The 26,377-nt window shown below is 64.3% G+C and carries 23 protein-coding genes; 7 read left to right on the top strand and 16 right to left on the bottom strand.

Annotated elements, in window-relative coordinates:
- Positions 1 to 39: 39 nt before the first annotated feature.
- Positions 40 to 516, top strand: a complete 477-nt coding sequence (locus M1K48_RS06860; protein WP_249505095.1) for an Lrp/AsnC family transcriptional regulator — start codon at positions 40 to 42, stop codon at positions 514 to 516.
- 130 nt (positions 517 to 646) lie between these two features.
- Here the strand turns inward: M1K48_RS06860 and M1K48_RS06855 are convergent, their stop codons facing one another.
- Positions 647 to 955 (bottom strand): hypothetical protein, encoded by a 309-nt coding sequence (locus M1K48_RS06855; protein WP_249505094.1) that lies wholly within the window; start codon positions 953 to 955, stop codon positions 647 to 649.
- 35 nt (positions 956 to 990) lie between these two features.
- On the opposite strand from M1K48_RS06855, the gene M1K48_RS06850 reads away from it, so the two are divergent.
- The 4 genes from M1K48_RS06850 to M1K48_RS06835 all read left to right on the top strand — a co-directional run bounded on the left by M1K48_RS06850 (position 991) and on the right by M1K48_RS06835 (position 5,332).
- Positions 991 to 1,752, top strand: coding sequence for a uroporphyrinogen-III synthase (locus M1K48_RS06850; RefSeq protein ID WP_257794175.1), 762 nt, complete (start codon positions 991 to 993; stop codon positions 1,750 to 1,752).
- Positions 1,753 to 1,879: 127 nt separating this feature from the next.
- Positions 1,880 to 3,490: an FMN-binding glutamate synthase family protein gene (locus M1K48_RS06845; protein WP_249505092.1), complete on the top strand. Its 1,611-nt coding sequence runs from the start codon at positions 1,880 to 1,882 to the stop codon at positions 3,488 to 3,490.
- 58 nt (positions 3,491 to 3,548) lie between these two features.
- On the top strand, positions 3,549 to 4,544 hold the full coding sequence (locus tag M1K48_RS06840; protein ID WP_249505091.1) for a rod shape-determining protein: 996 nt from the start codon (positions 3,549 to 3,551) through the stop codon (positions 4,542 to 4,544).
- Positions 4,541 to 5,332, top strand: coding sequence for a hypothetical protein (locus tag M1K48_RS06835; RefSeq protein ID WP_249505090.1), 792 nt, complete (start codon positions 4,541 to 4,543; stop codon positions 5,330 to 5,332). The genes M1K48_RS06840 and M1K48_RS06835 overlap by 4 nt, the downstream gene beginning before the upstream one ends.
- A gap of 225 nt (positions 5,333 to 5,557) precedes the next feature.
- Here M1K48_RS06835 and M1K48_RS06830 read toward each other — a convergent pair whose 3' ends face one another.
- From M1K48_RS06830 to M1K48_RS06810, 5 genes are all read right to left on the bottom strand, one after another.
- Entirely contained in the window at positions 5,558 to 5,734 is a 177-nt protein-coding gene (locus M1K48_RS06830) for a hypothetical protein (protein WP_249505089.1), read from the bottom strand.
- Between the two features lie 213 nt (positions 5,735 to 5,947).
- Positions 5,948 to 6,232 carry a DUF1971 domain-containing protein gene (locus tag M1K48_RS06825; RefSeq protein WP_249505088.1) on the bottom strand — a complete coding sequence of 95 codons (285 nt, stop codon included), beginning with the start codon at positions 6,230 to 6,232 and terminating at the stop codon, positions 5,948 to 5,950.
- Positions 6,229 to 6,612, bottom strand: coding sequence for a group III truncated hemoglobin (locus M1K48_RS06820; protein ID WP_249505087.1), 384 nt, complete (start codon positions 6,610 to 6,612; stop codon positions 6,229 to 6,231). The genes M1K48_RS06825 and M1K48_RS06820 overlap by 4 nt, the downstream gene beginning before the upstream one ends.
- A 1-nt stretch (position 6,613) precedes the next feature.
- Complete coding sequence (locus tag M1K48_RS06815; protein ID WP_249505086.1) at positions 6,614 to 6,973, bottom strand: histidine kinase; 360 nt, start codon at positions 6,971 to 6,973, stop codon at positions 6,614 to 6,616.
- Between the two features lie 26 nt (positions 6,974 to 6,999).
- Positions 7,000 to 7,689: an alternative oxidase gene (locus M1K48_RS06810; RefSeq protein ID WP_249505085.1), complete on the bottom strand. Its 690-nt coding sequence runs from the start codon at positions 7,687 to 7,689 to the stop codon at positions 7,000 to 7,002.
- A gap of 178 nt (positions 7,690 to 7,867) precedes the next feature.
- On the opposite strand from M1K48_RS06810, the gene M1K48_RS06805 reads away from it, so the two are divergent.
- Positions 7,868 to 9,319, top strand: a complete 1,452-nt coding sequence (locus M1K48_RS06805) for a sensor histidine kinase (protein ID WP_406697299.1) — start codon at positions 7,868 to 7,870, stop codon at positions 9,317 to 9,319.
- A complete protein-coding gene (gene fixJ, locus M1K48_RS06800; protein WP_249505084.1) occupies positions 9,309 to 9,926 on the top strand; it encodes a response regulator FixJ in 618 nt (205 codons plus the stop codon). Before M1K48_RS06805 ends, fixJ begins: the two co-directional genes overlap by 11 nt.
- 107 nt (positions 9,927 to 10,033) lie before the next feature.
- On the opposite strand, the gene ybaL is transcribed toward fixJ, so the two are convergent.
- From ybaL to M1K48_RS06750, 10 genes are all read right to left on the bottom strand, one after another.
- The gene (ybaL, locus tag M1K48_RS06795; protein WP_249505083.1) at positions 10,034 to 11,668 is read right to left on the bottom strand and encodes a YbaL family putative K(+) efflux transporter; all 1,635 of its coding nucleotides are present in this window, start codon (positions 11,666 to 11,668) and stop codon (positions 10,034 to 10,036) included.
- 303 nt (positions 11,669 to 11,971) lie between these two features.
- The gene (locus M1K48_RS06790; RefSeq protein ID WP_249505082.1) at positions 11,972 to 12,295 is read right to left on the bottom strand and encodes a YnfA family protein; all 324 of its coding nucleotides are present in this window, start codon (positions 12,293 to 12,295) and stop codon (positions 11,972 to 11,974) included.
- A gap of 579 nt (positions 12,296 to 12,874) precedes the next feature.
- Positions 12,875 to 15,874 carry an FG-GAP-like repeat-containing protein gene (locus M1K48_RS06785; protein ID WP_249505081.1) on the bottom strand — a complete coding sequence of 1,000 codons (3,000 nt, stop codon included), beginning with the start codon at positions 15,872 to 15,874 and terminating at the stop codon, positions 12,875 to 12,877.
- Positions 15,875 to 16,090: 216 nt separating this feature from the next.
- Entirely contained in the window at positions 16,091 to 17,470 is a 1,380-nt protein-coding gene (locus tag M1K48_RS06780; protein WP_249505080.1) for an alpha,alpha-trehalose-phosphate synthase (UDP-forming), read from the bottom strand.
- Positions 17,467 to 19,248, bottom strand: coding sequence for a glycoside hydrolase family 15 protein (locus tag M1K48_RS06775; protein ID WP_249505079.1), 1,782 nt, complete (start codon positions 19,246 to 19,248; stop codon positions 17,467 to 17,469). The genes M1K48_RS06780 and M1K48_RS06775 overlap by 4 nt, the downstream gene beginning before the upstream one ends.
- Positions 19,245 to 19,970: a trehalose-phosphatase gene (otsB, locus tag M1K48_RS06770; RefSeq protein WP_249505078.1), complete on the bottom strand. Its 726-nt coding sequence runs from the start codon at positions 19,968 to 19,970 to the stop codon at positions 19,245 to 19,247. Before otsB ends, M1K48_RS06775 begins: the two co-directional genes overlap by 4 nt.
- A 224-nt stretch (positions 19,971 to 20,194) precedes the next feature.
- Positions 20,195 to 21,199 carry a DUF2891 domain-containing protein gene (locus M1K48_RS06765; protein ID WP_249505077.1) on the bottom strand — a complete coding sequence of 335 codons (1,005 nt, stop codon included), beginning with the start codon at positions 21,197 to 21,199 and terminating at the stop codon, positions 20,195 to 20,197.
- A complete protein-coding gene (locus tag M1K48_RS06760; RefSeq protein ID WP_249505076.1) occupies positions 21,196 to 22,149 on the bottom strand; it encodes a DUF979 domain-containing protein in 954 nt (317 codons plus the stop codon). Before M1K48_RS06760 ends, M1K48_RS06765 begins: the two co-directional genes overlap by 4 nt.
- Positions 22,146 to 22,817, bottom strand: coding sequence for a DUF969 domain-containing protein (locus M1K48_RS06755; protein ID WP_249505075.1), 672 nt, complete (start codon positions 22,815 to 22,817; stop codon positions 22,146 to 22,148). Before M1K48_RS06755 ends, M1K48_RS06760 begins: the two co-directional genes overlap by 4 nt.
- Positions 22,814 to 26,368: a hydantoinase B/oxoprolinase family protein gene (locus M1K48_RS06750; RefSeq protein WP_249505074.1), complete on the bottom strand. Its 3,555-nt coding sequence runs from the start codon at positions 26,366 to 26,368 to the stop codon at positions 22,814 to 22,816. The genes M1K48_RS06755 and M1K48_RS06750 overlap by 4 nt, the downstream gene beginning before the upstream one ends.
- Between the last annotated feature and the right edge of the window lie 9 nt (positions 26,369 to 26,377).

The following is a 26,377-nucleotide window of genomic DNA, read 5'->3' as shown; positions in this document are numbered from 1 at the left end:
GCTTGACCTTTTGCGCAGTTTCTGCGGAGCTTCGGGCCCATGACCGAAGCTTCTGCGCTCGATCGGATTGACCGGAGGATCCTTGCTGCCTTGCAGGCAGATGGGCGCCTCTCCAATCAGGCGCTCGCCGAACGGGTGGCGCTCTCGCCCAGTGCCTGTCTGGTGAGGGTACGGCGGCTTGAGGAGCGAGGCGTGATCCGGGGCTATCACGCCCGCGTCGACCCATTCGCCTTGGCGGTCGGGCTGGTCATCTTTGCAGAGATCACGCTCAAGGATCATCGGCCGCAGGAACTCGCCGCGTTTGAGCGAGCCATCCAGGACATACCGGCCATCGTCGAAGCGACGCACGTCACCGGCGCCTATGACTATCTGCTCAAGGTGGCGGTGCCCGACATGAACGCCTGGACGAAGTTGGCCGAGCATCTCACCAGCGCCGACCTAGCCATTGAGCGGGTGATCACCCACGTCACCATGAGCAAGCCTAAGGTCTTCACCGGTTACCCCGTCTCCATCTGACTGCCTGCGTCGCTTCGCTGGGGCGGCGCCATTGACTTCCGTTGCAGGAGGTCCAGATGAGCCGAGCAATGGCTCGCACTTTCACCCTCGACCGTTCCGAGCTTCATCCCGGCAGCAGCACCGCACGCTCCTAGGCGCCTGATCGTGTCCGCCGAAGCGACACGATCATTCGGCGCCTTGCAGCCTGCTCCGCGTAGCTTCGGCTGACTTCGCCTTCTCCAAGCATCAGTTCGCTGCGGGACGGCAGAAGTTTATCTACAGCCTCCGGGAGAGTGCCGTGACTGACCGTTTTGCGGTCGAAGCCGATCGTCATGTCGTTGGGGTCGCCGTTCGGGTGACCGGCGGCTTTCGCTTCTTCACTTCTGACCCTGCCTTCGAAGGGCTGGAAGGCCGTATCTACCCGCGCGCTCGCGCACTCGAATAACGCGCCCGGCAGCATAGCCGGCGCCTCAAGCAAGTGCCTGAGCGGCAGTCATGAGAAAGCAGCCTCCCTCGATCTGGGTGACGCGTTCGGCACCCTATGACCTCCTCACGGCCCAACGGCTGCGGGGGATGAGTTTCCACGTGATCACGGTTCCCTTGCTGGAGGTGCGGCAATTGCCTTGCGAGAAGGCTCTGGCACGCCCCGAAATGCTGGCATTCATCAGCGTGCACGGGGTGCGTCATCACCCCTTCGATAGCGAATGGGCCGATGTCCCCGTGCTTGCCGTAGGCGATACCACGGCAGCAGCGGTGCGCCGGAGCGGCTATTTGGAAGGGCGTTCCGCCGGGGGCGCGGTGGCAGATTTGCAAACGCTGGCTCTCCGTTCGGCGACATCCGGTTCGCGGGTCATCCACTTCGGTGCGCTCGAGCCAGCCGGCGACTTCGCAGGCTATCTCTCTAGACGAGGCTTCGATGCCATGCACGTACCCGTTTACGAAACTGAGCCGTGCGTCGAAGGCGCTGATCTGCTGCTAGCTGGCAACTCGGGCGTGGACGGTGTTCTGGTTCACTCGCCGAAGGCAGGTCGTCTAGCTTGCCAGCTTGATCGAAAGGACCTGCTGGAAAGGCACGGTAGTGTGCTTGTCGGAAGCTTGCGCGGCCGAGCTTCGCCATTTCCCTTCCATCAGCGTCTCGATCGCACGACGGCCGACCGAGCGATCGTTGCTGAGAAGCCTGGCAGATTGTTTCAACATCCCGAGGCCGCCGCTAGCGGACACTTTGTCGCCGAGGCATCAGGCGGTGTTCGGTACTAGCGGCGGGTCGGTGGCTTGTTCCGCGAACGACAATCTGCCGCCTTCGCCGCCTCCCGCCTGATTCGGCGATTACGCACCTTTTCAATTCCCGAGCGCCAGCTACGCTTCCTTCGAGGAGGCGTGCCGCATGGAGAAACCATTGCTTCTTACCCGCTTCACCGTCTTCGGCTTAAGTCTCGTCGCGCTGCTGGTCTCTGGCGCTTACTTGCCTGCCGTCTGGGCCGTTCCGATGTTCGTCGTCGCCGTGGCGCTCAGCGCCCTTGGCGTTCACGACCTGATGCAGCCGGTGCATTCGGTGCGCCGCAACTATCCGATTATCGGACGGATGAGGTGGTTCTTCGAGGAGATCCGGCCTGAAATCCGCCAATATCTGATCGAGGATGATCAGGCCAAGGTGCCGTTCTCCCGTGCACAGCGAAGCCTTGTCTATGCCCGAGCCAAGAATGAAAGCAGCGACCGGGCGTTCGGCACGCTCGTCGATGTCTATGACAATGGGTACGAGTTCATCGCGCACTCGACGCGTCCGGCCAACGCCGCGGATCCGGCGATCTTTCGCACGCTGATCGGCGGAGACGATTGCAAGCAGCCATACCTCGCTTCCATCTTCAACATCTCGGCAATGAGCTTCGGCTCGCTCAGTGCCAATGCGATCCAAGCGCTGAACAAAGGCGCGAAGCTCGGCGAGTTCGCCCACGACACCGGTGAAGGCAGCATCAGCCCTTATCATCGCGAACATGGCGGCGATCTCATCTGGGAAATCGGAAGCGGCTATTTCGGGTGCCGGACGGCAGACGGCAACTTTGATGCTGGACGCTTTGCCGAGCAGGCTGCCGATCCACAGGTCAAGATGATCGAGATCAAGCTGAGCCAAGGGGCTAAACCGGGGCACGGTGGTATCTTGCCCGGCAGCAAGGTCACGCCTGAGATCGCCCTTACTCGTGGCGTTCCCGAGGGTGAGGATTGTATCTCGCCGGCGCGACACAGGGCCTTTTCCACACCGACGGAAATGATGGAATTTATCGGACAGCTTCGACGGCTTTCCGGTGGCAAGCCGGTTGGCTTCAAGCTTTGTGTCGGGCAGCCATGGGAGTTCATGGGCATCGTCAAGGCGATGCGCGCCACCGGCATTCTACCCGACTACATCGTGGTCGATGGCGCCGAGGGCGGCACTGGCGCTGCACCTCTCGAGTTCGCCGACCACCTCGGCATGCCGATGCGCGAAAGCCTGCTGTTCGTGCACAACACGCTGGTGGGAGCGAGCCTGCGCGAGAAGATCAAAGTGGGAGCCGCCGGCAAAATCGTCAGTGCCTTCGACATCGCTGCCGTCATGGCGCTTGGCGCCGATTGGACCAATGCTGGGCGGGGATTCATGTTCGCGATCGGCTGCATCCAATCCTTGTCCTGTCACACCAACCGTTGTCCCGTCGGCGTCGCGACTCAGGACCCTCTCCGGCAGCGAGCGCTGGTAGTTCCCGAGAAGGCGGAACGCGTTTTCAACTTTCATCGCAACACGCTGAGCGCCCTTGCCGACATGCTTGCTGCGGCTGGGCTTGAGCACCCTAGCCAGATCGGCCCACATCATCTGGTCCGCCGGGTCAGCCTGACCGAGATCCGGATGTTCTCGCAGCTCCACATCTTCCTTGAGGACGGCGAACTGCTGAGGGACGATCACAATCGCGATTTCTACAGCGCCGCATGGAAGCTCGCGCGCGCCGATAGTTTTGATATGGCGGCATAGAGCCGCTGCTAGGAAATGTTATCCTTGGTGCGCAGGTACCATGTGCTACGCCTAAGCCATGTTCTTCAACGCACGCTCCACCTCGCCGATCGGCATCGATCTTGGAACGGCCAACACGATCGTGGTCGCAGCAGGTAACGGGATCGTCTTCGATCAACCAACCGTGTGCTGCTTCCAGGGCTTCGATGCTGCGCCGCGTTTGATCGCCGCCGGTTACGAAGCCAGCCGATACGTCGGCCGCATTTCCAAGCCGCTGAAGATCGTCCGCCCGCTTCGCAACGGCGTGCTGAGCGACATGCGGGCGACGCGTGAGCTGCTGCACTTCGCGCGGCGTTCAATCGGCAAGCGCCGTGGGCTGAACCTTGTTCAGCCCATCATCGGGGTGCCGGCGGACGCGACGCAAAGCGAGCAGCGAGCGCTTGAGACTGCGGCGGTCGATGCAGGCTTCGGTGCGCCAAAGCTGGTTCCGGAGCCACTGCTGGCGGCGATCGGGGCCGGGCTCGACGTCGATCAGGCGAGAGGCCGCATGGTGGTGGACTGCGGTGCCGGCACGACCGAAGTCGCCGTTATCTCCTTAGGATCGATCTGCCTCAGCAAATCGGTGCGCGGCGGTGGAGATGCGCTCGACCAGGCTTTGCTCGATCATCTGGCCTTTCATCATCGCTTCCAGATCGGCGAGCGTGAAGCCGAGAAGTTCAAGCTGCGGCTTTCCGAGCTCTTCGGGGCTGGTGAAACGGATGCAGTCGTTTCCGTGCGCGGCCTCGACACCTCCACGGGCCTTCCGCAGACCCTGACGCTTTCCGCTGAAGAGTGCCGGCCGGTCTGGATCAAGCTGGTCGAGCAGATCGGGCGCGCGGTTCGGCAGGCTCTCAGCGAGACCCCGCCAGAATTGTCGGAAGACATCCTGGAAGACGGTATCACACTTACGGGCGGCGGGGCGCTTGCCGCGCTGCTGTCCAGGCACATCGCCGAAGAGGCCCAGGTCATGACGCGCATCGCCCAGCAACCGCGCCATTGCGTGGCGAGCGGATTACAGAAACTGCTACTGCAGTGAAAGGGGGAAACATCTACCGTAGCCTTCTTCAGCGTGGCGCGATCCTGCTTGGTGCGATCCTTCAGGTTGCCTTCTCCTCCCTGCCGGTGATTGGTGTCGGTGATCCGATCGGTGAACAGTCCGACCGCGTCCGGACGCTCATCACGCCCGCCGGTTGGGCGTTCTCCATCTGGGGACCGCTCTTCGCGGGCAGCTTCGCTTACGCAATCTACCAAATCCTGCCCTCGCAGAAGCAGAACATGCTTCTTGCGCGGATCGGCTGGGCAAGTGCTGGAGCGTTTTTCGGCAACGCCATGTGGGCATTGTACGCGCAATTGTCGGGACTGGACGTGCTCTCCTCGCTAATCATCATATTCACGCTTCTTTGCCTGCTCTCGGTGTTCAGGGCTCTTGTCGATCCAGGCTCACTTTCCGTCGGCGAGAAGTATCTCGTCGCGCTCCCGCTCAGCGCTCTTGCGGCATGGCTGACCGCAGCCACGATCGTGAACGTAAGCGCCAGCCTGAAATATCATGGCCTCACCCTGGACGACGCGGGGTTGGCTGCAGCGGCTGTCGTGATCGTCGGCGGGCTGATTGCCGCTGCAACGCTGTGGCCGGGTCGAGGCAACCCTTGGTATGCGGCTGTCTTCCTGTGGGCCCTCGCAGGCATTCACGCGGCTGCAGGCGATGAGCAGGACCTCATCCGTCTTGCTACCATTATTTCTGGCGGTCTCGTGACCGTGGCGACGATCGTGCGACTAGCTGCACGCAGGAATTGGCGACACTGGAATGGATCGGCGGCAACCTGATCGGTGACCAGGGTTAGGGCTCGTCGGTAGGCGCTTTCGCAGAGTTGGCTGGCCATGACCCGAAGGCGGGCGGCTCGCTGCTCGAACCACCAGGCCGTCGCCCTACGAGCCAATCGGCATAGCGCACGATCTCGGCGGCATCGCCCTTCTCGCTCATCGAGGAAGCGATGGACCGGATCCGCTCGGCGACTTGCTCCGCAGTCTCACCCTTCATCCTAAACACGCCTAGATCGCATGGAGCACCGGCATGTGCGGGCTCGACATGCGGATGATCGATGAGATGCGGAACTCGTAAGCAGCAGCAAGCTCGAGATGCCGAAGCCGCACGCGAGCCTGCGTGGAGTGTCTTGCTGCTTCGCTCTCTTCGCGCAGGCGCGTACGCAGGTATTCGAGGTCTTCCATCTTCGCTTCCCCAAGCAAGAATGGTGGCGACTCTGCCGTTAGGACAATAATCTGCTTTAATATCAGGTGAGTCCAGCGAAGTCCTGAGCTGTGCAGTTCGGCTCGCCGCACGAGGGGCACCAAGCTGGGCGAAGCTCAAGCGTGTAATTGCGCCAAAGCTCAATGATTGCAGCGTTTCTGCGCTCAGCTAAGATCTTGCAGTCACGGAGCTAGTCACCGCCAGAACTCGACCCAGAATCTCACGGGACCGAGAGGCTCGACACGGTGGACGATGGTAGGCTCGACCACGCCTGCTGGTCCTTCGGGCTCGAGGTCCACGGTCGACGGGGGACGGGCTGGGTCCGTAACGACGTAACGTAGGCATCCTTCCTCGACGTGGATCAGCCCCCACGTCCCGTCTTTAGTGGAATGATCCTTCAGCAGGCCCGCTGGCACCGTTTCTTCTGTGAAGAGCGGAGTGCGTTTGTACGCTTCGAGCCCGCTCGGGAGCGCGTTCATGCCGCCCTCCGATCGCGATAGAACTGGATGCCGAGTTGCAGGCTTTCCGCGATCCGCGCGGCGCGGTCCTGAAAAGCGGCGGCGACCTCTTCGGACAGTAGCTCGCGGCTGGTCTCGGCCCAGATCGTCAGCCAGCGCGCAAAGGCTTCCTTGCTCATCTGCTGCTCGTGCCGGACATGGGCGACCATGGGCTGACCTTTGTAGCGGCCACTGGTCAGCATCACCGACGACCAGAAGTCCTGCAATTTGGCGAGATGGTGCGGCCAGTCGTCGATGGCGCCATCGAAGATGGGGCCGAGCAGGGCATCTCTTCGGACCCGCGCGTAGAACTCCGGGACAAGGCGGGCGATGTCCTGCTCAGTGACGACGTGATCGGTCATGTCAGGCGGCCTTTTCGAGCTTGAGGAGATGGTGGAGCTCCCGGCTTACATCATCACCAAGAAGGGGTTTTTCGACAATGACGACGCCTTTTGCCTGCGCCTGCTTCCGGTCTCGCCTTGTCGGATTGGTGACAAGAAACAAGGCGGGGGTAAAGCAGCCTTGGCAGCGCAGTCTTTGCAGAAGCTGAAGCGCGGTCGGTACCGTTGCCGCATCAATGACGATCGCCGCCGCGGTGGAGAGGTCGTCATCGGGCAAGGAGCCGTCCAGGGCTCGGAAGCCCTGAACGGCAAGAGCGAATTCGAGCGAGGACAGGACTGCCGCATCGGCGACGAAGAGATGGATCTCTGGCGTCTGCAGCATGCCCTGTCCTCCCGTTGGTCGTTGTATCAGGCCGCCTGCTTCCAGTTCGGCTGTAGCTCGGCGTGCGGCGGGCATTCGGCGATCTTCCCCACCGGCAGGCCAGCGATCTCGTTGGCGAAGCCATGGTTGACGTCGCGGTGGTGGGCTTCGTCGGCCCGGACTACCAGGACCACGTCGCGCAGGGTCGCCGTATCCGGCAGGCTCCAGTAGCGCTTGGCAATCTCGGGTGCCGGCACGTTCTCGCTGCGGCCTTCGTCGATTTCGGCGAGATAGTGGGTGTAGCTAATCACCGCTTCCTCCTCGAAGTAACCGACCACCCGGTGCGCGGTCTTGGAGCTGACGAGGTAGAGCGCGAAGAAGAACAGGTAGAAGACCCACTGCACCCCGATGATCACCGCCCGCTCGAAAACCGTGGGCTTGGAAATCTCGATAAAGGTCATCAAGTGCATGCGCTCATTTTCGGCTTCGTCCATGAGCGTCTTGATCCAGCCCTTATCGTCGCACATGCGGCGCAGGCAGGCGAGATGGTTGATGGTCGCGCCGACCATTCCCGGAACCGCCGCAACCGTTTCTAGAACGACTGCACGGTGGCCGTACCGCTCGGCGAAAAAGGTGTCGGCGGTCCAGCGGAGCACTTTCGTGAAGCCGTATGCAATCCGGTCCGACACGCCCTTAGGTTGATGGTGGACACTGAGGTCGATGAACGGTGCAGTCATGGAAACTTCTCCAACTCGCGGCTTTATGGTCTGTCGTGCCGCCGATAGGTGGGCACTAGGCGCCTGATGGGAGCGACGCGATTTGGATGATGTCCCTACGGGACTGCCCCTAAGGGCTTTACCGGAGGCGCGCTCGGCGCTCTTCGCCAGCCGGTTCCTGCCGCGACTGTCAGTGCCGGTGGCGCTCGTCATTGCGTTGGTGGCAATTGGTGGCGCGGTGGCAATCCGACTGCTGTTCGCCGACGAGCTCGGGCAGCGGGCCACCTTCATCTTCTTCGTGCCCGGCGTGGTGGTGGCGAGCGCCTTGTCCGGGGTCAGGGCCGGTGCCTTGGCAGCGCTCATCGGCGCGCTCGCGGGCCTGTGGTGCGACTGGCTGACAGGTCCAATCTCCGGCGGCACCCTGATCGCGTCTGCTGCCTTCATCGTCATTGGACTGGCCGTGGCGACCGGGGGCGAGTGGTTTCAGCGAGCCCGGGGGGAAACGGAAGCCGCCGCCGCGAGCCTAGCGCGGCGCGAGGCGCACCTCCGCTCCATCCTTGACACAGTGCCGGACGCCATGGTCGTGATCGACGAGGCGGGGCAAATCCGCGACTTCAGCGCCGCTGCCGAGCGCACGTTTGGGTGGAGCGCTGCCGAAGTGACAGGGCGGGACGTCAGCCTGCTGATGCCCGAACCACACCGTGCCGCACACGGCGGCTATCTCGCCCGCTACTATGACACGGGCGAAAAGCGCATCATCGGCATCGGACGGGTCGTTGTCGGCGAGCGCAAGGATGGATCGACCTTCCCGCTCGAGCTTTCGGTTGGGGAGATGAAAGCTGGTGGCGAGCGCTTCTTCACCGGTTTCATCCGCGACCTGACCGAGCGCCAGCAGGCCGAGGCCAGGCTCCAGGAACTGCAGAACGAGCTGGTCCATGTGTCCCGGCTGACGGCGCTCGGGGAGATGGCCTCCGCGCTCGCGCATGAGCTTAACCAGCCGCTGTCAGCCATCGCCAATTACTTAAAGGGCAGCCGGATGCTCCTCGCCCGCGACGAGGTCCCGCAGGCTAGGGTCGCCGATGCGGTTGATCGGGCCGCCGGCGAGGCCCTCCGCGCCGGCGACATCATCCGGCGCCTGCGCGACTTCGTTGCTCGAGGCGAGACCGAGCGCACCATCGAAAGCCTCCCCAAGCTGGTCGAGGAGGCGAGTGCCCTCGCGCTGGTCGGCGCGAAGGAGCATGGCATCAAAGTGCGCTATGCGTTCGCGCCGGATGTCGACCTAGTGCTCGCCGATAAGGTGCAGATCCAGCAAGTGGTACTCAATCTCGTCCGCAATGCTGTCGATGCCATGTCCGAACGTTCGGCACCCGAGCGCGACCTGATCATTGCAATCGAACCCGCCGATGCGGAGGTGGCACGCGTCACGGTGTCCGACAGCGGTCCGGGTATCGACCCCGAAGTCGCAGATCGCTTGTTTCAGCCCTTCATCACCACCAAGAGAACCGGCATGGGTGTCGGCCTGTCGATATCGCGAACCATCGTAGAGGCGCATGGCGGGCGCATCTGGGCATTGCCGCGCGATGGCGGAGGCGCGGAGTTTGGTTTTACCCTGCAGCGCGTTCGTGAAGAGGATTTGCATCATGACGAGTGAGGACGCTGACGCCATCGTCTACGTCGTCGACGACGATCAAGGTGCGCGAGACTCGCTTGAATTCCTCCTCGATTGTGCCGGCATCAAGGTTCGCTCCTTTGCTTCGGCCGACGCCTTCCTCCGTGCTTGGCCGCCGCTTGTCGGCGCCTGCCTCGTCACCGACGTCCGCATGCCAGGTACCAGCGGGATGGAACTCGCCGAGGAACTGAAACGGCGCGGCGCCACTGTCCCAGTACTGATGATCACCGGCCACGCCGACGTGCCGCTAGCTATTCAAGCGATGAAGGTCGGCGTCAGCGACTTCATCGAGAAGCCTTTCGACGACGAACTCCTTCTATCCGCCATCCGGAAAGCTCTTGCCCAGCAAGCCGAAGGGCAGGTTGCACAGGCCGAACGCCAAGCCATACTCGACCGCATCGCCACCCTATCGGGCCGAGAACGTGAAGTCATGGACGCGCTGGTCGCCGGCGCGGCCAACAAGGTCATCGCCTATGACCTCGGCATCAGCGCCCGGACCGTTGAAGTCTATCGCGCCAACGTCATGCTCAAGATGCAGGCAAAGACGCTTTCCGATCTAGTTCGGCTGGCAATGACTGCACGTGCCTAGTTACCGCTGCAATGATCGTTCGGGCGCAAAAACCCTATGGCGTCATCCCTTCAATGCATTGAGGATTGCCTCGGCGCATGGGAAGTTAACCTCCTTGGGTGTCCTGATTACGTGAGCGCTTTCAGCATCACGCGGGCGATTTCTCGCTCTCCCATGATGACCTGATCGGCACCGAAGCGTTCAAGATACAGAACCTCTTCATCGGAATGCGCCCGCGCGATGATCTTCAACTCAGGCTGGAGGCGCTTGGCTCGCTCAGCGACGGCACCGGCCTCGAAGCCTTCTGGAATGGCTAGGAAGAGCAATCGTGCTTGATCAATGCCGGCAGTGGCGAGGACGTCGCGTGCCGTGGCGTTGCCGCGAATGACCGTGAGGCCGTCCGCTTCCGCTTCGCGCGCGACGTCGGGCTCATCCTCGATGACCACGAAGCCGCACTGACGTTCTCGAAATCCGGCGGCAACGAGCTTACCGACGCGTCCATAACCGACCAGGATGATATGGTCAGCGCGAGCCTCTTCCCGCTCTTCTTCGATCGTGACCCGTTGCTTCTCGGTCGGGGGCGCTTTGCTGGTCGCTTGGCCGGACACCAGCGTGAATACGAGGGGATGGAGCAGGATCGAGATGATCGCACCGGCCAGGATTAGATCTCTGCCCTCTGCGGGGAGGATCGCTAGGCTTGTCCCAAGGGCAGCGAGGATGAACGAGAATTCGCCGATCTGCGCAAGGCTGGCGGCCACAGTCAGTGCAGTGCGGTTGTCGTGGCCAAATGCCCGAACCAGCGCGAAGGCAGCGACGGTCTTGCCGAAAACGATGATTGCCACGGTTGCAAGTAGCGGAAGGGGCTGTTCGACCACGACTGCCGGGTCGAAGAGCATGCCCACCGACACGAAGAACAACACCGCGAACGCGTCACGGAGCGGAAGGGTCTCTTCAGCGGCCCGGCGACTGAGCTGGGTCTCGCCAAGGATCATGCCCGCGAAGAATGCGCCAAGTGCGAAGGACACGCCGAAGAGGAATGCGGCTGCACCTGCGACTCCAAGTGCGATAGCCAGAACCGCCAAGCGGAACAGTTCGCGGGAACCGGTGTGCACGACCCAGTGCAGCGCCCAGGGAATGACGCGGCGACCGACGACCAGCATAAGAACAACAAAGCCGGCAACCTTGAACAGCGTGCTGACAAGCGTGAAGGCGATGTCGCTGGCTGTGCCCTGAGATTGCGTAGCTGCCGCAAGACCCGGCAGAAGCACCAGTGCCAGAACCATCGCGAGATCCTCGACGATCAGCCAACCGACGGCAATTCGACCCCGCTCAGTCTGAACCAGGTTCCGGCTCTCCAAGGCACGTAGCAGAACAACGGTGCTGGCTACCGAAAGTGCGAGACCAAACACGAAGCCAGCAAGGGGGCTCCAGCCCAGCCACCAGGCAAGGGCCATGCCCATGGCAGTAGCGGCCGCAATTTGCGCCACGGCTCCAGGAACAGCGATTTTCCTGACCGACAGCAGGTCTCGGAATGAAAAGTGTAAGCCTACCCCGAACATCAGGAGGATTACGCCGATTTCGGCCAACTCCGCAGCAAGGTCTGCATCGGCAACGAAGCCCGGTGTAAAGGGTCCAACGAGGACTCCAGCCAGCAGGTAACCTGCAATCGGTGAGATGCGTAGGCGTTGCGCCAGCGCTCCCATGATGAAGGCGGTTACGAGAGCTGCAACTATGGTGGCGATCAGGGGCGTATGATGGGGCACTAGATTAGGGCTCTAGGTGAAACGCGCGGGACAGGAAGCCGTTTGCATCACCAACCTCGCCGTTGCAGGCCGAGAACGAAAGCAACTAGGAAACCAAGCACGATCAGTGCCGCAGTTATGATCGCATAACGGCGGCTCTGTTCAGGAGTCATCGTCGTTGACCTCGCGCCATCATAGGAGCCTCAGTGCGGCCTATTAGGTTTCTGCAAGGGCGGCAACCAAGCCAATCCAGATGGCCGGCTTGCTCACGTCTCAACGAAAAGCAGCCATGGCAGGAAGACCGCTTTGCACCCAAAGCGGACATCAGCTTGGCCTTGGTCCCAAAAGGATTATCGCAGCACCCAGAAGGCAAACCGCCGCGCCGATTGCATCCCAACGGTCAGGCTTCACGTCCTCCGCTACCCATAGCCAGAGCAATGCCGAAAGGATGTATACTCCGCCATACGCAGCGTAGGTGCGACCGGCGTGTTCCGCATCCACAAGGGTGAGCAGATAAGCGAAGAGGCAAAGGCTCGCTGTGCCGGGGGCCAGCCACCAGACTGATTTGTCGAGCCGCAGCCAGGCCCAAAAAGCGAAGCATCCGGCGATCTCGGCGAGCGCAGCTGCAAGGTAAGCGATCAAGGTCATCAGGGAGGTGTCGCAGCCCAGCGCTATGTCCGCAACGGGTCGAAAACGGACATAAGTCCGGCAGCTGAACGAGCGGCCGCTTCCCATGCTTTGCCGCGAAAACCGGACGGTCTCCTGACGGCCAATTTCAGCCCTAGGGCGCACATTAACGAGCGTCTGCTTACGGGCTTGAGCGAGGCTGCCCTGAACGTCAGCAAGTGGGTCTTTCCGGCCGCCCCTGCCTTGATGAACGATCGTCCGCTTACGGGCGGCAGGCAGGCTGCCCTGAACGTCAGCAAGTGGGTCCTTTCAGACGTCAGGGCTTATCAAACCAATGCCTGATCCTACGAGCCGCATTGCCGCCACCTCAGGCTCGATACGCAGAATGAGGGTGGGAGCTATATTGGGGGCATTGGCGGGGGCATCGCAAGAGAGCGCCACGCACTTGCCCTAGATCACGTAGAGAGCGAGGCTCGTCCAGTTCGAATCCCACCCTCTCCGCCGCCTGATCCCATCAACGACGCTCCGACGTCTTCAGTCATCTTCTCCTGCAGGGGAGAAGGCAGCAGCTGATCGACCTACCCGCCGCCGCCGTGCGCGTCAGGCGACGAGGCCAAAGGCGTTGAGCCCGACGAGAACGCCCGCAGTACCGATCCCGACGATATCGAGATAGCCATCGCCGTTGATGTCGGCCAGCGCGCGATGCTGCACGTCGTCCGATCGCCAGCCCTGTGCGGTGCCGAAGTCGGCCACGTCGGGGCGGCCCGGCGCGAACCCGCCATCGCCTGTACCGAGCGCAACGACCACTCCGGCTTGCCCGAAGCCGACGATGTCGGCGATGCCGTCGCCGTTGACGTCCCCGACCAGGCGGGGGCGGGCGTCGTTCGAGACCCAACCCTGGTCGGCGCCGAACTCGCTCAGCACCAACTTTGCGGCAGCGAAGGTCCCGTCGCCGTTGGACAAGGCCACGTAGGTGCCCGCGGTGCCGAAGCCGATCAGGTCGTCGCTGCCGTCGCCATTGACGTCGGCCAGCGCACGGGTCTGCTTGTCCTGGTCGACCCAGCCCTGGGCGACCCCGAAGTTCGACAGTCCGGCGGCTACTTCTTCGAAGCTGCCGTTGCCCTTGCTCAGCGCCACCAGCACCCCGGCAGCGCCGAAGCCGACCAGATCGGCCTTGCCGTCGCCGTCCACGTCTCCCGCAAGACGGGCAAAGGCGGTCTGACTGGTCCAGCCCTGGTTCGTGCCGAGGTCGCCGAGCGCGAACTGGACCGCGGCAAAGCCGCCGTCGGCCCTGGCTAGCGAGACTAGCGTACCCGCCTTGCCGAAGCCGACGATGTCAGCCCGGCCGTCGCCATTCACGTCAGCGGCAAGACGGTGAAAGAGATTGTCGTCGGTCCAGCCGGTGGCCCGCCCGAAGTCGGCGATCACCAGTCCCGGCTGGCCGTAGCTGCCGCTGGCCGAACTGTAGGATACCAGCAGCCCGGCGCTGCCAAAGCCAAGCAGGTCGGCGCGCCCGTCACCGTTGACGTCGGCGAATTGGCGCGGAGTGGCGGTCTGCGTCGCCCAGCCGTTGGCCGGGTTGAAATTGGCGACAAGCGGGCTGCCCGCCGCCTGGAAGAAGGGGGTCGGCTGGCCCGGTGCGGCCAGCGTCAGCTTGACCCCGCCCCCGGCGACGGCGCTGGCGACGAAGCTCTTCGATGCCGATCCGCCAAGGGTCAGCGAGCTCCCGGCAAAGCTGAGGGTGTTGCCCGTCACCGAGTAAGTGAAGGTCGCCAGTGACGCGTCGGTGAAGACGATCGAATCGCCGGCCTCGAAGTCGACGATCAGGTCGCCCGAATGGCCGACGATCGTGTCGCGGAACTCGTCATTGCCGCTCCCGCCGATCAGCCGATCGGCGCCGAGCCCGCCGATCAGGACGTCATTGCCCGAACCGCCGTCGAGTTCGTCGTCTCCGCTCCCGCCGTCCAGCAGGTCGCGCCCGGCGCCACCGCTCAGCCTGTTGGCGACGGCGCTCCCGACCAGCCTATCGTCGTACACCGAGCCAATCGCATTCTCGACGCTGACGAATAGATCGCCATCGGCTCCGGTGCCAGCAACAAGCGAGACCGTGGCGTCGAGATCGTAGGCCGAATAATCGATCGTGTCCGAACCTGTGCCGCCGTCGAAATAATCGGGAGCCCTGCCGCTGACGAAGCGATCGTCGCCGGCTTCGCCACGAACATTGGCAATCGTGCCGCCGGCGGTGATGACGTCGTTTCCTCCGCCGGCATAAACTTCAATCGGCAGGTCGCGCGCAAAATTGCGGTAGGGATCCGTCCCCGTCTGGCTCGCCAGCGTGATAGTGTCGTCATAGTCGGACGTTCGCAGGTAGCTCAGCTCTTCAAAGCCCTGAATGGTCCCGCCAAGGATTACGGCAGCCTGGCCATTGGCAATGCTATTGGCATCGAACACGACACCCGTCGTCTGCGCTCCGAGCGAAAGCCGCAATCGGTCGATGCCGGCACCACCATCGAGATCGTCGCCACTGCCGCCTGAGACGACGTCGTTGCCACCGTCTGCCCTGATGACATCATGCTCGGATCCGAGATCGTCTAGCGGAACGGCCGTGTCCAACCCCCCAAGAGCGCGGGTGAATTCTATCGCGTCGCCCGTGGAGAGATAATCTTCGGAACGCGAACCGATGATCGTGTCGGCCCCGCTACCACCAGCAACACGCAGGCTTCCGCCTTCACCCGCGTAGGTGATGTAGTCGTCGCCCGCGTCGCCGTAGATGGTTGCATTATCGGACTCGATATGATCGTTACCGTTTCCACCATGGACGGTGCCCTTGACGAAAATGCGGTCGTCGCCGTCACCGCCGAATACCGTGAATCCGCCGAGGCGTGCGCCAAGCACGGTGTCGTTTCCAGCGCCGCCGGCAATGGTTGTGCCGGTGTAGGTGGACAAAAGAACGTTGCTTCCATCGAGCACATCGTCGCCGTCGCCGCCGTCCGCGTAGCGCGTTTCGGCGCTGATGCGGATACGATCATTGCCGCCCATGCCGAGGATCACCTCACCGGTGCTTCCGGCGTTGATGTCATCGTCGAAGCCGGTCCCCTGGATCGCGGCAACCTTTTCGAATCCGCTGATGACCCCACCGGCGATGGTCTGGTTGATGGTGGTGAAGTCGACGGTCATCCCCGACGACGCACCCATGAAGCTGATGTTGAGTGAGTCGATGTCGGGGTAGAAGGGACCGACCGGACCTTGATAGCCGCCGTCTCCCCCCGCAGCGTCATCGCCGTAGCCGACGAACAAATGGTCCCATCCCGTCCCGCCGATCAAGACATCATGCTCGGTGCCCGTGTCGAAGCGGGCCGTGCTCGATAGTCGGTAGGCGCCGTCGACAAATTCGATGATCGGCGAGGACATGCCGTAGGCGCTGTACAGAAAATCCCCGCCATCGCCGCCATCGATGAGGTCTGCGCCGTCCCCGCCTTCGATGTGGTCCGTCCCGCTATCGCCGGAGAGCCGGTCGTCGCCACGGCCGCCTTCGATCACGTCATTGCCACTCGTGCCGTCGATGACATCATTACCGGAGGTGCCGACGAACTTAGCCATGTGAACCACTCCTAACCGGCCCGGCAGCCGGGCGAAGGATCACCGAACCTACAGGCGGCGTGGCGAAGAGGGCAAGCCAGAAACCCGGCCGAAGTCGCTGAACTTGCGGCGCAATGCTTCAGGAACGGTGGCTGCTCAAGAGGAGCATCTCACGGCTGCACCAACTCCGGAGTTATTGGCCACTCCGCAGAATGCCGACGCGCCGGACAGCAAGCTTCAAGTGCCATGGCCTTGCGTGAGGGCATCGGTGAACCGGACTCGCCACCAGAGCACGTCCTGCTGGCAGACCACTTCGAACATCGCCTGCCAGCGGCGGATGCGCTCGGCCTTGGGCATGGCCAGCGCTGTGCGGATCGCGTCCGCCATCTCTTCGGCGCTGTAGGGGTTGATCAGCAGGGCCTCGGTCAATTGCACGGCGGCACCGGCGAAGCGTGACAGGATAAGGACGCCGGGATCTTCGGGGTCCTGCGCCGCGACGAACTCCTTGGCGACCAGGTTCATGCCGTCGCGGATCGGGGTCACCAGCGCGATCCGGGCGGCCCGGTAGACGCCGGCCAAGACAGCGCGAGGATAGCCCTGATTGACGTACCGGATGGGTACCCAGTCGAGGTCGGCATGGGCCCCGTTGATACGGCCCGACAGTCCCTCCAGCGTGCTGCGGATGCGCTTGTAGCTTTCCACCGTTCCCCGCGACGGCGGCGCGATCTGAAGCAGGAAGACCTCCTTCCGCTCTTCGGGGCTTTCCACCAGGAAACGCTCGTAGCCGAGGAAGCGCTCTTCCAGTCCCTTGGAATAGTCCAGCCGGTCGACGCCGACGATCATCGCCCGGCCATTCGCGCTTTCGCGCATCTGGCGGAAGGTCTGCTGCGCCGTTTTCCCCGTGGCCAGCGTGGCGAATTCGTCGCTGTCGATCCCGATCGGACAGATGATCAGGCGGATCTGCCGCCCTTCGAGCTTGAGGATGCCGTCCTCGTAGACACCGCCGCTTTCGAACACGACGAATTCCACGAACGATTGCAGCCACTCGTCGGTATGAAAGCCGATGACGTCATAGGCGAATAGCGTCGCGACCAGATCCGAGGCTTCGGGCAGGGTCAGGAGCAGACGGCGCGGTGGCCACGGCGTGTGCAGGAAGAAGCCGATGCGATTGTCGCACCCGCGCTTGCGCAGCTCCTGGCCGAGCGGGATCATGTGATAATCCTGCACCCAGACCATGTCGTCGGGTTCGATCAGGGGAAACACCGTCTCGGCAAAGCGCTCGTTCGTACGCTGATATCCGTCGGCAAATCCGCGGCGGTATTCGGCGAGATCGACGCGGTAATGAAATAAGGGCCACAGGGTGCGATTGGCGTAGCCGTTATAGTATTCCTCGACGTCCTGTTCCTCGAGGTCGACCGTCGCGGTGGTGACCCCGTCCTCGCGGTGGAAGCTGATCTGACCGGAAAATTCCTCGGTGACATTGCCCGACCAGCCGAACCACAGGCCGCCGCTTTCGCGCAGCGCGGAGGTCAGCGCGACCGAGAGGCCGCCCTGCGCGCCGGTCGCTCCGCCGGTCGCCGCGGACACCCGATTGGAGATGACGATAAGGCGGCTCATCGGACCGAGCTCCAGGGTTTGCTGAGGAGGACAGCGCAATTGATGGTGCCGACCAGCGAATAGGTCTGCGGGTAGTTGCCCCACAACTCGCCGGTCTGCGGATCGATATCCTCCGACAGAAGCCCGGCGCCGGTGCGGCGCGAGAGCATTTCCTCGAACAGGACCCGCGCGTCAGCCTCCCGCCCGGTCGCCTGGAGCGCCTCAATCAGCCAGAAGGTGCAGACATTGAAGGCCGTTTCGGGCAGGCCGAAATCGTCTTCGGTGGCGTATCGGAGCATGTGCGATCCGCGCCGCAGCCCTTCCTCGACGGCTTTCAGCGTTCCGCTGAAGCGCGGATCGTCGGGGGTGAAAAAGCGCAGGTCGAGCAACTGGATCAGGCTGGCGTCGAGGTCGTCGCCTTCGAAGGTCGCCGAGATCCGCTGAGTGTCTTCGCGCCACGCCGCCTGTTCGATCCGGGCGCGGACGTGGTCGGCTCGATCCGACCAGTGGGTGGCCTTGTCATCGAGCCCGAGTGCTTCGGCCGCATGCGCCAGACGATCGCAGGCCGCCCAGCACATTGCCGCCGAATAGGTATGGACATGCTTGCGGGTGCGAAGCTCCCACAGCCCGGCGTCGGGCTGGTCAAACAATTCGAAAGCGCGATCCCCGACCTTTTCTAGCGCCGCAAAGTCTTCCGCGGTCGCCATTCGGAAAAGGCGCTGGTCGAAAAAGGCCTGTACGTTGGACAGGACGATCTGGCCGTAGGCATCGTGCTGCACTTGCTCGTAAGCCTGGTTGCCGACCCGCACCGGTCCCATGCCGCGATAGCCGGCAAGGCCTCCCTCCATCCGCTCCTCGAGCCGGGCCTCGCCGCTCAGGCCATACAAGGGCTGAATGTGTCCGCCCTTCGCCTCATCGACGATGTTGCGCAGGTAGCTGAGATAGCCTTCGAGGACGTCGAGCGCGCCCAGCCGGTTCAATGCCTGGACGGTGTAATAGGCGTCGCGGATCCAGCAGTAACGATAGTCCCAGTTGCGTTGCGATCCGGCATGCTCCGGGATCGAGGTCGTCAGCGCGGCGACGATCGCTCCGGTCTCCTCATGCTGGCAGAGCTTGAGGGTGATGGCGGCGCGGATCACCGCCTCCTGCCATTCGACCGGTGTCGCAAGGCCGCGCACCCATTCCTGCCACTCGGCCGACGTACTTCGCAGCATCTCGTTGGCGGCGCGCGACAGGTCGTCGGTGAACGGCTCGTCGGGGCCCATGAAGAAGACCAGTGGCCGTTCTAGCCGAAACAGCCGTTCTTCCCGCACCAGCGTCACCGGGGCGTCGGTCGTCAGCCGCATCGGGAGGGCGGGGAGGTCGTAGCGGATGTGGTTTGATCCGCCGGGCAACGGCTCGGCCGCCTCGCCCCAGTTCTGCGTCGGGCGCAGCCGAACGCGGATGCGCGGGCTGCCGCTCACCGGGAGGACCAGGCGCACGAAGGCGGCCGGGCGATAGGTGCGTCCGAGCCGCTGGAAGCGCGGACAGAAGTCAACGATCTCGATCGCATTGCCGACTGCGTCCGTCTTGCGGGTGACGAGGATCGGCGTGTTGCGCTGGTAGGATTGCTCGACCTCGACCTCCCCATCGAGGTCGATGGCCCACTGTCCCTGCGCTGGCTGCTCACCGCCGAGGAGACTGGAAAAGAGCGGGTCGCCGTCGACCCGGGGGACGCACGCCCAGACCATCGCACCCGTCCGGTCGACGAGGGCGCTGACCTGGCAGTTGCCGATCGGCCAGAGATCGAGCGTGGTCATGGCAGTTCCTCGCATGCCTCGGCGAGCCAGCGATGCACTTGGTCGACACCCCCCAACCGGTAAGTCGCTGCCGTCTCCCGTTCGTCCCCGACCAGAATTCCTGCGCCGCCCAGACCGCGGACGGCGACGAAGCCAAATTCATCGGTAATGTCGTCACCGAGGAATAGTGCCCGGCGCTTTGCGAGTTCGGGCTCGGTCATCATCGCCACGATGGCTGTTCCCTTGTTTCCATTGGCGGGCTTGATCTCGAACACCATCTTGCCCGGCAGCACGCGCATGTCGGCGCTCGCGGCGACATGGAGCGCCGCCACCCGGCAGGCCGTCTCGGCCTCCGGGGCATTGCGGAAATGGATCGCCGCCCCGAACGGCTTCTCCTCGACGATCACGCCGGCGTGCTGCGTCTCCACTTCGTGGAGAAAGGGCATGCATTCGTCCAGTGCGGCAGACCGGCGTATTTCGACCCCATCGCGTTCCAGCCCGTGGCTTCCGACGACCCTCAGCCGGTCGGACCCCAGCCATCGCCTGACGTCGGCCGTCGCCCGCCCGCTGACAAGGACGAGGCGTCCTTCGAGCTTGTCGCAAAGCCGCTCAAGCAGAGGAAGAAGGTCGGGGTCTACGGTAATCGCGTCGGGGCGTTCGGCAATCGGCACGAGCGTCCCGTCGAAGTCCAGAAAGAGGACGGAGTCTTTTAACAGATTCGTCGGTGGTGCGGGTAAGGGCATGATCCTCGCGCTGCAAAGGTGCGGTGAACTGGCTGACGACCGAACGCGCCGGATAGCAGCCAAACGAGGTCCGGTCGGCGCTGTTCCGCGCCGACATCCTCAAGGTTGGTGGCTTATGCGGTCCGCACGGTAGAGATTGCCACGATAAGGGCAGTGTCGCTTAGTGCGATAAGCAGCCAAACAGGCGCGGATAGAAGGTAGCATCGCTGCCGCACTCCTGCGATCTAGTCCGTCACGACCTGGCCCGCCATCACGGCACGGAGGGCAAAGGTCGCCAGCCAATGCTCGCCGGCATAGTCGCCGCTGAGATAGGGCAGGGCGGCAGCGAAGTTTGCATCCGCGAGGCGTTCCAGCACGGGCTCTGACGGATGTGGAGCAAGGCTGCGGCGGATCGAGCGCAGGGCCCAGGCCCGGCTGAGGTTGAGCCCGTCGAGATGCGCGGTCTTGCCGTCGCTGCGATCGGATACGAACGCCGGATCGAAACGCGCCTCGAGTACCCCGTTGTCGAGCAGGAAGCCCTCGAACCACGGCGCGAACGCCTTCCGGCTCCGGACTCGCGACATCAGCAGCGCGACGCTGAGGGCAGGGGACAGGAACTCGTCCCCGCCAGGCTCCCACCCGCGATAGTCGCGCTCGTCGGCGAAGCAGCGCTCGGCCCAGCCGCCGATCACCTCGGCCAGCTCCTGATCGTGCGACTGCGCCCACTCGAGCGCCAGCGTCAGCGCGAACGAGGTGTTGAAATGGGTCCCGACCGTTATCGGGTAGGTCAGTTTGTCGAGGTAGGTACTCAGACGCTCGGCAAAGGCGCGGGCGAGGGGTTCGAGGCGGCTGGCCCAGGAGCGATCCTCGTGCCGCTCAGCCTCCCCGTGCAGCGCCAGTACCCAGGCCCAGCCATAGGGCCGCTCGAACCCGCCCGATTGCGGGCGATAGAGATAGGCAAGCTCGGCTGCTGCCTTGTCGGCGGTGAAGCTGTCGTCCGCCAGAATTGTGATCCGCTCGGCCTCGGGCAGGTCCGGGAACAGCCGGCGGAGGGTCAGCAGGGTCCACCAGCCATGGACGCAGCTGTGCCAGTCGAAGCTGCCAAAGAAGATCGGGTGGAGCACGCGCGGCGGCACCGCGTCGCCGTCGCTCAGCAGCACATGATCTAGCTTGTGAGGATATTCCTGGGCGACGTGACCAAGGGCTATTCGGGCGAACCGCGCCGCCGTCTCCCGCGTCAGCCCGCTCACCGGAAGGCCGCCACGGAGATGATCAGGATGTTGAAGACCAGCAGCGGCAGGGCGGTCGCGACCTGCGCCTTGATCACCCCATATTGGTCCTTGAGCTCCAGCAGCGCAGCGGGGACGAGATTGAAGTTGGCGGCCATCGGGGTCATCAGCGTTCCGCAGAAACCCGCCAGCATGCCAACGGCTCCGATCACTGCCGGGTCGCCGCCATAGTCCTGAATCAGCAAGGGTACGCCGACCGCTGCGGCCATCACCGGAAAGGCGGCAAAGGCATTGCCCATGATCATCGTGAACAGCGCCATGCCGACCCCGAACACAGCCGCGGTCAGGAAGATGCTGCCTTCCGGGATCACCGCGCGCGTCAGGCCGCCAATGATGTCACCCACGCCCGCGGCGGCGAACAGCACGCCCAGCGCGGCCAGCATCTGCGGCAGGACCGCGGCCCAGCCGATCGAGTCGATCAGCCGCCGTCCTTCCTGCAGCGGGGTCAGCAGCGGCGGCCGGAGCCAGACAAAGATGGTCAGCAGCGCCAGCAGCACGCCGAGGCCCAGCAGGATATAGGTTTCGCGCTTGGCTTCGAACAGGCCGGATGCTCCAAGCGGCGTGTAGGTGTAGAGCAAGGTCCCGAACAAGGCGGTCACCGGGATGATCAGGGCCGGCAGGAACAGCCTGTTGCCGAGCTTTGCCGACCAGGCGTCGCGCTCTTCGATGCTGGTGGTCGGCGGATTGCCGCGTCCAACCAGGCCAAAGCCGGCAAGCGCCGCCAGTCCCAGCACCAGCAACCCGTTGCCAAGGTCGCCGATCAGGTCGCCGGCGAGCAGGCTCAGCGCCATCAAGCCCCAGAAGGCGGCATTGCCCCACCTCTTGCCGTTGCTGCGGTCGGCGGCGCTAAGGATCGCGAAGCCTGCGAACATCGCGCCCGCCAGGACGTACAGCCAGTGCAGCGTGATCATCGCCGCGGCTTCCGCAGCCGGCGGTCGAGCAGCAGCAGGCGCGCGCCGTGGACCAGGAAGGCAAGGATCGCGGTCGGGATCGCCCACACCGCCAACTGCAGCGGGGCAAGGTCAATGCCATAGGTTGCCAGGGTCGCCTGGATCAGCACGATCGAGCCGATAGCGAAGAAGATGTCCTCGCCGAAGAACACTCCGACGTTGTCAGTGGCTGCCGCCATCGCCTTCACCCTTTCGGCGGTTTTCTCGTCCAGCTCGCCATGCTCCTTTTCGGCCGCGGCCAGCGCCATGGGGGCGACCAGCGGCCGGACCGTCTGGGCGTGACCGGCGGTGGAATGAAGGCCGATGGCGGCGGTGATCTGACGATAGCCGAGATAGAGCAGGAGCAATTTGCCGGTGGTTGCCCGCTGCATGGAGCGGATCACGGCGGCGGCGCGCTGCTGCAGTCCGAACCGTTCCAGCATGCCGATCACCGGAAGCACGATCCAAACAATGGCGATGATCCGGTTGTCGTTGAACGCCTTGCCGAAGGTGGCGATCACCGCCAGCGGGTCGAGTCCGGCGAGTAGCCCGGTGGCGAGCGCCGCGGCGGTGACCACCAGCATCGGATTCAGCCGCAAGGCAAAGCCGGCGACCACCAGCAGGATGCCGAGCAGGGGCCAATAGTTCATGGGCGCTCTCCAAACCCGCCGCCACCCGGCGTTTCGATGATGAAGCGGTCGCCGGGTGCCATGTCGGCCTTGCCCGTCGCACCGAGTGGTTCGACCGCGCCGTTCGCCCGCTCGACCCAGTCGCGCCCGGGCTGGGCAGGGGCGCCGCCGGCCAGCCCTGCGGGTGCTACCCGCCGCCGGTTGGCGAGGATGTTGGCCCGCATCGGCTGAAGGAACGTGATCTCGCGCACCACTCCGTCACCGCCATGGTGACGGCCAGCGCCACCCGATCCGCGGCGGATGGCGAAGCGGTCGAGCCGGACCGGCAACCGGGTCTCCAGGATTTCGGGATCAGTCAGCCGGCTGTTGGTCATGTGGGTCTGCACCGCATCCGTTCCGTCATGGTCCGGGCCCGCGCCCGACCCGCCGGCGATGGTTTCGTAATATTGGTGATGCGCGTTGCCGAAGGTGAAGTTGTTCATCGTGCCCTGGCTCGGCGCCAGCCGCCCGGTGGCGGCGAACAGCGCGTCGGTGACGACCTGGCTGGTTTCGACATTGCCGGCGACAACCGCGGCGGGAAATTCGGGCGACAGCATAGAGCACTCCGGCAGCACCAGTTCGACCGGTCTGAGGCAGCCGTCGTTCAAGGGAATGTCGTCGTCCATCAGAGTCCGGACGACATAGAGCGAGGCGGCCCGGGCGATCGCGCGCGGGGCGTTGAAGTTGTCGGGCCGCTGCGGGCTGGTGCCGGTGAAGTCGAACACTGCCGATCGCGCGGCCCGGTCGACGCGGATCGCTACCTTCACCACCGCGCCATTGTCCATTTCGTAGGCGAACGCGCCGTCTTCCAGGCCACCGAGCAACTGCCGCACGCTCTCCTCGGCATTGGCGAGGACGTGGCCCATGTAGGCGGTGACGACCGTCGGCCCATAGTCGGCGGCGATCCGGCCCAGCATGTCGGCACCGCGACTGCACGCGGCAAGTTGCGCCTTGAGGTCTGCCATGTTGCGGTCGGGACGGCGGACCGGCCACTCGCCGCTGCCGAGCAGCGCCAGCATCTCCGCCTCGCGCAGGCGACCCTCGTCGACCAGCAATTCATTGTCGATCAGCACGCCTTCCTGGGTGATCGAGAGGCTTTCGGGCGGCATCGACCCGGGCGCGATCCCGCCGACGTCGGCATGGTGGCCGCGTGCGGCGACGAAACCGGTCGGCGCGTCGCCCTCGTCCAGGAACACCGGCACGATCACGGTAATGTCGGGCAGGTGGGTGCCGCCGCGATAGGGGTCATTGAGCAGGTAAGCGTCGCCGCGCCGGATCCCGCGACCGTCGCGGCCTTGGCCACGCGCCTCGATGATGGTGCGGATGCTTTCGCCCATCGATCCCAGGTGTACCGGAATGTGCGGCGCGTTGGCGATCAGTGCCCCTTCGGCGTCGAACAGCGCGCAGGAGAAATCGAGCCGCTCCTTGATATTGACCGAGGTGGCGGTGGCCTGCAGCGCCACGCCCATTTCCTCGGCCACCGCCATGAATAGGTTGTTGAAGATCTCCAGCCGGACCGGATCGACCTCACTGCCGATCGTGCGGCGTGCTTGCAGCGGCTGCGTGCGGGACAGGATTAACGTCCCGTCATGCGCCCGCTTCGCGACCCAGCCGGGCTCGACCACCGTGGTCGAGGAAGCATCGAGGATCAGTGCCGGGCCGGCGACCTCCTGCGCCTCGGCCAGCGCGTCGCGCCGATAGCAGGACCACGCACCATGAACCGTCGCTTCGGCGCCAGGACCTGCGGGCTGCGCCAGCGCCGTCGGCAGCCCCGACCCGCCGACCGCTTCCGCGACCAGCGCTTCAACGATGACGGGCGAGCCCTCGTCGGTGTAGCCGAACCGCTGCCGATGCGTGGCGTGAAAGTTCGCCGCCAACGCCTCCTGCCCGGCAAGGGGCAGCTCGATCGACGTGTCGCTGCCTTCCAGCCGGAGCCGCGCCCGTTCGGCGACCCTGATGCTGTCCGGCGCGACGGCCTGGGTCTCCAGCGCCTGCCGCGCCTCGCTGGTCAATTCGGCCATGGCCTCGGCATGGCTCACCCCGAGTGGCTGCCGCCAGCTTCGCTCACGAATGACCTTGCGCTCGGCCAGTCCGATCCCGAACGCCGACAGCACGCCCGCCAGCGGGTGGATCAGGATCCGCTCCATCCCCAGCCGGTCGGCGACCGAGCAGGCATGCTGCCCGCCCGCCCCGCCGAAGCAGGCCAGGGTGTAGCGGCTGACGTCATACCCGCGCGCGACCGAAATCTTGCGGATGGCGGCGACCATGTTCTCGTTGGCGATGGCAAGGAAACCCTCGGCGATCTCCTCCGCCGAGAGGTGCTTGCCGCTCGCGGTCCGGACCGCCTCCGCCACCTCTTCGATGCGAGCGAAGGCGTGCTCGCGGTCGAGCGTCTGGTCGCCCTTAGGCCCGAATACCGCGGGAAACAGCTCGGGCACGATCCGACCTAGGACCAAATTGCAGTCGGTCACCGTCAGCGGCCCGCCGGCACGGTAACAGGCCGGCCCCGGCTGCGCTCCGGCGCTCTCAGGTCCGACCCGGAAGCGCATGCCGTCGAACCGGCAGATCGACCCGCCGCCCGCCGCCACCGTATGGATCTGCATCATCGGCACGCGGACCCGGACGCCCGCAACCAGGCTTTCCTCCGCCAGTTCGAGCGCGCCGGCATAATGCGACACGTCGGTCGAGGTGCCGCCCATGTCGAAGCCGATTAGCCGCTCTTCGCCATGCGCCGCCCCCGCCGCGACCATTCCCACCACGCCGCCGGCAGGGCCCGACAGGATCGCATCCTTGCCGCGAAAGGCGTGGGCAGCGGCAAGACCGCCATTCGATTGCATGAAGCTCAGCTCCGCAGCCTCGCCCAGCCCAGCCGCGACCCGGTCAACGTAGCGGCGCAGCACCGGCGACAGATAGGCGTCGGCTACCGTGGTATCGCCGCGGCTGACGAACTTGATCAGCGGCGCGACTTCGTGGCTGACGGACACCTGCGCGAAACCAAGTTCCCGCGCCAGTTCGGCGAGGCGCTGTTCGTGCGCGGGATAGGCCCAGCCGTGTATCAGGATGATGGCGAGGCTGTCGAAGCCCCGGTCGCGAAGCTCGCCGAGCACGACCCGCGCCGCCTCCTCGTCGAGCGGCAGAAGCACCGCGCCGTCCGCCGCGACCCGCTCGGCCACTTCCGCCACCGCTGTATAGAGCATCGACGGCAGCACGATGTGGCGAGCGAAAATCTCCGGCCGCGCCTGCGTCCCAATCCTCAGCACATCGGCGAAGCCGCGCGTGGTGACCAGCGCCGTCCGTTCGCCCTTGCGCTCGAGCAGCGCGTTGGTCGCGACCGTGGTCCCCATCCGCACCGAGGCGAGGCTTCCGCCTTCTTCGTTCAGCACCTGCCGGATGGCCTCCAGCGCGGCGTCGTCATAGCGGTCGGGCCGCTCTGACAGCAGCTTGAGTATGCGTTGCCGGCCATCCGAACTGGTGGCGATGACGTCGGTAAAGGTGCCACCCCGGTCGATGGCGAACGACCATGAGCGGTTCACCCCCGCCTT

It is taken from the genome of Sphingomonas glaciei, from assembly GCF_023380025.1.
Lineage (GTDB): Bacteria > Pseudomonadota > Alphaproteobacteria > Sphingomonadales > Sphingomonadaceae > Sphingomicrobium > Sphingomicrobium glaciei.
Note: the sequence above shows the minus strand (reverse complement) of the source record. Positions and strands in the feature narration are given on the sequence as shown.

Excerpts from the sequence above, each read along its gene's own strand:
- M1K48_RS06860 (WP_249505095.1), top strand. The coding sequence starts at position 40 with ATGACCGAAGCTTCTGCGCTCGATCGGATTGACCGGAGGATCCTTGCT.
- M1K48_RS06855 (WP_249505094.1), bottom strand. The coding sequence starts at position 955 with ATGCTGCCGGGCGCGTTATTCGAGTGCGCGAGCGCGCGGGTAGATACG.
- M1K48_RS06850 (WP_257794175.1), top strand. The coding sequence starts at position 991 with ATGAGAAAGCAGCCTCCCTCGATCTGGGTGACGCGTTCGGCACCCTAT.
- M1K48_RS06845 (WP_249505092.1), top strand. The coding sequence starts at position 1,880 with ATGGAGAAACCATTGCTTCTTACCCGCTTCACCGTCTTCGGCTTAAGT.
- M1K48_RS06840 (WP_249505091.1), top strand. The coding sequence starts at position 3,549 with ATGTTCTTCAACGCACGCTCCACCTCGCCGATCGGCATCGATCTTGGA.
- M1K48_RS06830 (WP_249505089.1), bottom strand. The coding sequence starts at position 5,734 with ATGGAAGACCTCGAATACCTGCGTACGCGCCTGCGCGAAGAGAGCGAA.
- M1K48_RS06825 (WP_249505088.1), bottom strand. The coding sequence starts at position 6,232 with ATGAACGCGCTCCCGAGCGGGCTCGAAGCGTACAAACGCACTCCGCTC.
- M1K48_RS06820 (WP_249505087.1), bottom strand. The coding sequence starts at position 6,612 with ATGACCGATCACGTCGTCACTGAGCAGGACATCGCCCGCCTTGTCCCG.
- M1K48_RS06815 (WP_249505086.1), bottom strand. The coding sequence starts at position 6,973 with ATGCTGCAGACGCCAGAGATCCATCTCTTCGTCGCCGATGCGGCAGTC.
- M1K48_RS06810 (WP_249505085.1), bottom strand. The coding sequence starts at position 7,689 with ATGACTGCACCGTTCATCGACCTCAGTGTCCACCATCAACCTAAGGGC.
- fixJ (WP_249505084.1), top strand. The coding sequence starts at position 9,309 with ATGACGAGTGAGGACGCTGACGCCATCGTCTACGTCGTCGACGACGAT.
- M1K48_RS06790 (WP_249505082.1), bottom strand. The coding sequence starts at position 12,295 with ATGACCTTGATCGCTTACCTTGCAGCTGCGCTCGCCGAGATCGCCGGA.
- M1K48_RS06785 (WP_249505081.1), bottom strand. The coding sequence starts at position 15,874 with ATGGCTAAGTTCGTCGGCACCTCCGGTAATGATGTCATCGACGGCACG.
- M1K48_RS06780 (WP_249505080.1), bottom strand. The coding sequence starts at position 17,470 with ATGAGCCGCCTTATCGTCATCTCCAATCGGGTGTCCGCGGCGACCGGC.
- M1K48_RS06775 (WP_249505079.1), bottom strand. The coding sequence starts at position 19,248 with ATGACCACGCTCGATCTCTGGCCGATCGGCAACTGCCAGGTCAGCGCC.
- otsB (WP_249505078.1), bottom strand. The coding sequence starts at position 19,970 with ATGCCCTTACCCGCACCACCGACGAATCTGTTAAAAGACTCCGTCCTC.
- M1K48_RS06760 (WP_249505076.1), bottom strand. The coding sequence starts at position 22,149 with ATGATCACGCTGCACTGGCTGTACGTCCTGGCGGGCGCGATGTTCGCA.
- M1K48_RS06755 (WP_249505075.1), bottom strand. The coding sequence starts at position 22,817 with ATGAACTATTGGCCCCTGCTCGGCATCCTGCTGGTGGTCGCCGGCTTT.